Annotated in this window: 4 protein-coding genes and 1 pseudogene; 1 reads left to right on the forward strand and 4 read right to left on the reverse strand. The window is 33.4% G+C overall.

The genetic code is table 11. The annotated features are described in order from the left end of the window. Positions 1 to 284: 284 nt before the first annotated feature. The 3 genes from V7183_RS22575 to V7183_RS22585 all read right to left on the reverse strand — a co-directional run bounded on the left by V7183_RS22575 (position 285) and on the right by V7183_RS22585 (position 2,319). Positions 285 to 758, reverse strand: coding sequence for a DUF2178 domain-containing protein (locus V7183_RS22575; protein ID WP_097896472.1), 474 nt, complete (start codon positions 756 to 758; stop codon positions 285 to 287). After that, positions 751 to 969, reverse strand: a complete 219-nt coding sequence (locus V7183_RS22580) for a helix-turn-helix transcriptional regulator (protein ID WP_141523267.1) — start codon at positions 967 to 969, stop codon at positions 751 to 753. Before V7183_RS22580 ends, V7183_RS22575 begins: the two co-directional genes overlap by 8 nt. 111 nt (positions 970 to 1,080) lie before the next feature. Next, positions 1,081 to 2,319 carry a 3D domain-containing protein gene (locus tag V7183_RS22585; RefSeq protein ID WP_335360914.1) on the reverse strand — a complete coding sequence of 413 codons (1,239 nt, stop codon included), beginning with the start codon at positions 2,317 to 2,319 and terminating at the stop codon, positions 1,081 to 1,083. A gap of 630 nt (positions 2,320 to 2,949) precedes the next feature. Here V7183_RS22585 and V7183_RS26040 point away from each other — a divergent pair. Then, a pseudogene (locus V7183_RS26040) lies at positions 2,950 to 3,486 on the forward strand (methyl-accepting chemotaxis protein); the annotation flags it as partial. A 132-nt stretch (positions 3,487 to 3,618) separates the two neighbouring features. On the opposite strand, the gene V7183_RS22595 reads toward V7183_RS26040, so the two are convergent. After that, on the reverse strand, positions 3,619 to 3,822 hold the full coding sequence (locus V7183_RS22595; RefSeq protein WP_097896480.1) for a hypothetical protein: 204 nt from the start codon (positions 3,820 to 3,822) through the stop codon (positions 3,619 to 3,621). Between the last annotated feature and the right edge of the window lie 99 nt (positions 3,823 to 3,921).

Below are 3,921 nucleotides of genomic sequence, written 5' to 3' on the forward strand. Positions count from 1 at the left end.
GAAGTGAAAACAGAAAGAGCAAACGAGTGTAAGTTACTTTTTATTCTGCATAGCAGAGATTTAGATGTCGAAAAACTTTCTCACACTAGTAAATACTATCATGAAGTGAAACTTTAATCAGTGGTGGGTCTTCATCTCCACTGATTATTAGCCCTCACTAATCAGGCTTCTACTGGCAATTTCCCTCCCACCTAACTTTCTTTACTTTCACTGAACTTTGAGGTGAGAATAGGCGTATTACTGCCCGCAAATAGCAGGATAAAAAAGATGTGCATAACACACCTTTAAGCAATTTTATTTCGATACAAAGACACATGAAACACTGTCATTTGAATAAAGAGAATAAAAAACACAATATAGAGTGGATATCCTGGGATATATAGGTTCACTACAGGAGAAAAGGTCAAGAATCCAATCGCACAAGGTAATACATACAACAATGAAATAAATGTTGTACGACATGCCTTCTCAGTAATTCCTTTCTCACGCTCATCTTCTTGCGGGAATAATAAAGGATACATCCAAAATGATAGAGACTTATATTTTTTCTTTTGAATTTTATAGAAAACAGTTGATACAACAGCTACAGTCACCATTAATAAGAACGGTATTATGTTTATTGATACTTCAAATGGCACTCTCTTATTTTGAATAATATTTGCAAGTTCCATAACAGCATAATAAAGTTCAATAAACATCCAACAAGCTAATCCAACATACAATACATTCACTACATAAGAAAAAGCAATTCTATTCATTTTCTTTCCCCTCCTTATTTAAAACAAATACATCTTCCATCTTTAACTCAAACACATCACAAATCGTTAATGCCAACAATAATGATGGAACGTAATCGCCCTTTTCAATCGCCGCAATGGTCTGCCGTGTGACACCAACCTTTTCAGCCAATACGCTTTGCGTAAAGTTAAAGCGAGCTCTTAGCTCCTTCACTCTATTGCAAATGGTCAATTTTACCACCTCTTACTTTTCATTGTATGCTAAACTTTACAAAATGTATACTCAACTTAACATTATATGTATAAAAAAACCAACTTTACTGCATGTAAAGTTGGTTTTGGTTTAATTTAAAATTGTAACTTTAACGCTTCTTACACCCCAAGCGTTAGATGTAGCTGCATCTGGCATTAACACATCGATTTTATGACCTTTAATTGCGCTACCTGTATCCGCTGCAATTGCTTCACCGTATCCTTCAACAAATACACGAGATCCTAATGGAATAACCGATGGATCTACAGCAATTAATCTCAATCCTTTGCTTGTAGTTAAATTATAATTTCCCCATGCAGAATATACATGTTCTCCTGCTTTATAACCATTTTCAGACGGATCAGCTGTATAAGCAGTTGCTGTTACATAAAATTCACGACCACCTTTAGCTGGTTGTGGATTCGGTGCTGGCTTATCAGTATTATTTCCTTCAGCTTGCTTAGGAGCTGGTGCTGCTGGTTTAGCAGCTTGTGCTTTTGCTAGAGCTTCTCTCTCAGCTTTTGCGTCTGCTTCTGCTTTTGCACGTGCTTCTGCTGCTAATCTTGCAGCTTCTTGCTCACGAGCAATCGTGTCCTGTACTGCCTTCATATCTGATTCAATTTTTGCTTTTTCTTGTGCAGCTAAATTGATTTGACTTGCAATTTCATTGTACTTCGCTTGAACCAATTGTAAATTTTCTTGGCGTTTTTTCAAGTTTTCTTGTAAATCAGCTTGTGCTTTCGCTAATTTTTGTTTATCTCCTACTAAAGACGCTTCTTTTTCGTCAATTGCTTTCTTATCTTCTTCAATTTGACGAAGGTCTTGTTCTTGCAATCGTAAGATCTCTTTATCTGCATCTAAGATTGTAGATACTGCAGTCATACGTTGTAGGAAATCAGCAAAGTTCTTTGAATCTACAACAACTTCCATTACTAAACTTGTATTTGAGGTATTTTGAACAGAAACCATACGTTTTTTCATAATGTCTTTACGAGCAAGCACTTTATCTTCTAAAACGATAATCTCTTTCTTTTTTTGCTCAATCTGCTTATGTGTTTCATCAATTTTCTTCTGAAGAGCAGTTTGATCCTCTTTATTCTTTGTAATTGTATCATTTAAATTATGTAGTTCGCTTTCAATTCCTTGAATTTCTTTATTAACAGCTTGCTTCTCTTGTTCTTTCTTTTGAATATCATTGTTATTCTGCTGCAATTGCTGTTGCATGTTGTTTAATTTCTCGTCGTTTGACTCAGCTTTTACAGCGACTGTACTAGAAAGACCAATAATTCCTGCTAATACTAGACTACTGATTCGCTTAAAATAGTTCATAATCCGACTCCCTTCTCATACAGTTATACATGATTTATTTTACAGTTTGTTTACAAACTCATTAAATACAGTTTATTTTTCATAAAAATAAAAGAAAATTATAAAAAAAACGTAATAGATTCTTAAATATTTAACAATTCCTATATTTATAATTTATAAAAAATGCTAAAATCCAAATATAGAGAAAATAAAAATTCAAAGGCGGTTGGAGCGAATAACATGTTTACACAAACAAAATCCTTGCAAAATAAAATTAGCCAATTAGAAGACCGAATACACGAGTTAGAAGCACAATTAAAACAAAAGGAGATCGAACAACAAGAAACAATTTCTTCCATACATAATCATGTACAAAAAGTTGTTCAAGAACATGAGCATGTAAATAGCCAACATCACACACTTCAAAGCTTAATCCAACAATTAAGCGCATGCTTTCAAAATGTTTCTACAAGTACAACGAACTCAAATGAATTAAATAATGAAATGCTGCAAAAAGAACAAGACCTTATTCAATCTATCGAAGAGATCGTAGCATGTTCCAATGAAGGAAAAGAATCTGTCCATCGTCTATTAATCGTAATTAATAAATTAGGTGAACAGTCACAACGTACTTCTAATAGTATGAATCATTTAAGTGAACGCTCTAAAGAAATTGAACAAATCGTTGAAGTTATTCAGAACATCGCTGCCCAAACAAACTTATTAGCACTAAATGCAAGTATTGAAGCTGCTCGTGCTGGTGAACATGGAAAAGGGTTTGCCGTTGTTGCAAATGAAGTACGTAAATTGGCCGAAAGTACAGCAGAAAGTACTAAAAACATAGGGAATTTAACGAAAAAAATCCAGGAAGAAATTGAAAAGGCATATGACAATACAAAAGATAATTTACACTTAGTTGACGAAGGTGTAGAAATGAGTGCTGATACTAACTCTAGAATTGAAAATATATTAATCATGGTTCAAACATTGCAGACTGGTGCTACAAATGTCATTAAAGCGATTGAAACTCAAAAACTTTGCAATGACGATATATTACGTGAATTTACACATACACAACAAATGTTCCAAAAATTAAATACTACTATCATGAAACATATTGATGATGCTGAAAAAGTCGATGTACAATTATCAGAAAGCATACAAGAGATTGCCTCAACAAAGCAATGATAAAATCCCCTACTTTTTGGTAGGGGATTTTCTTCATCCCCTACTGATTGATTATTAGCTCTCACCAATCGTACTTTTGCGTGATAAAAAGAAAAGCCTCTTACTGTTCATATACAGCAGGAAGCCCTCTTCTCATTCATATACTTTCTTTTCTTGACAATATAAGCGAATAACATGTGTGTTTGTTCGAAATATATCATGCGTTACACGAATAATAATAAAATTTCTTTTTGTTGTATCATCGTGAAGAAAAATTTGTTCTCCTTCTTGAAAACGCCAGGTGCTTTCAAAAGTCATAATATGATTCCCGCTTACAGAAAACAATTCATATTGCATCCCTTGTACCTTCTCTCTACTTACGTTATCCTATTATCTTTATATTAAATTTAATGTGTGATTAATTCAATACAATTTAATATTTGTTGAAAAATATTT

The sequence above is a fragment of the Bacillus sp. JJ1127 genome, assembly GCF_036965845.1.
Classification (GTDB): Bacteria; Bacillota; Bacilli; order Bacillales; family Bacillaceae_G; genus Bacillus_A.

Coding starts and splice junctions, on each gene's coding strand:
- V7183_RS22595 (WP_097896480.1), bottom strand. CDS start 3,822: ATGCAATATGAATTGTTTTCTGTAAGCGGGAATCATATTATGACTTTT.
- V7183_RS22575 (WP_097896472.1), bottom strand. CDS start 758: ATGAATAGAATTGCTTTTTCTTATGTAGTGAATGTATTGTATGTTGGA.
- V7183_RS22585 (WP_335360914.1), bottom strand. CDS start 2,319: ATGAACTATTTTAAGCGAATCAGTAGTCTAGTATTAGCAGGAATTATT.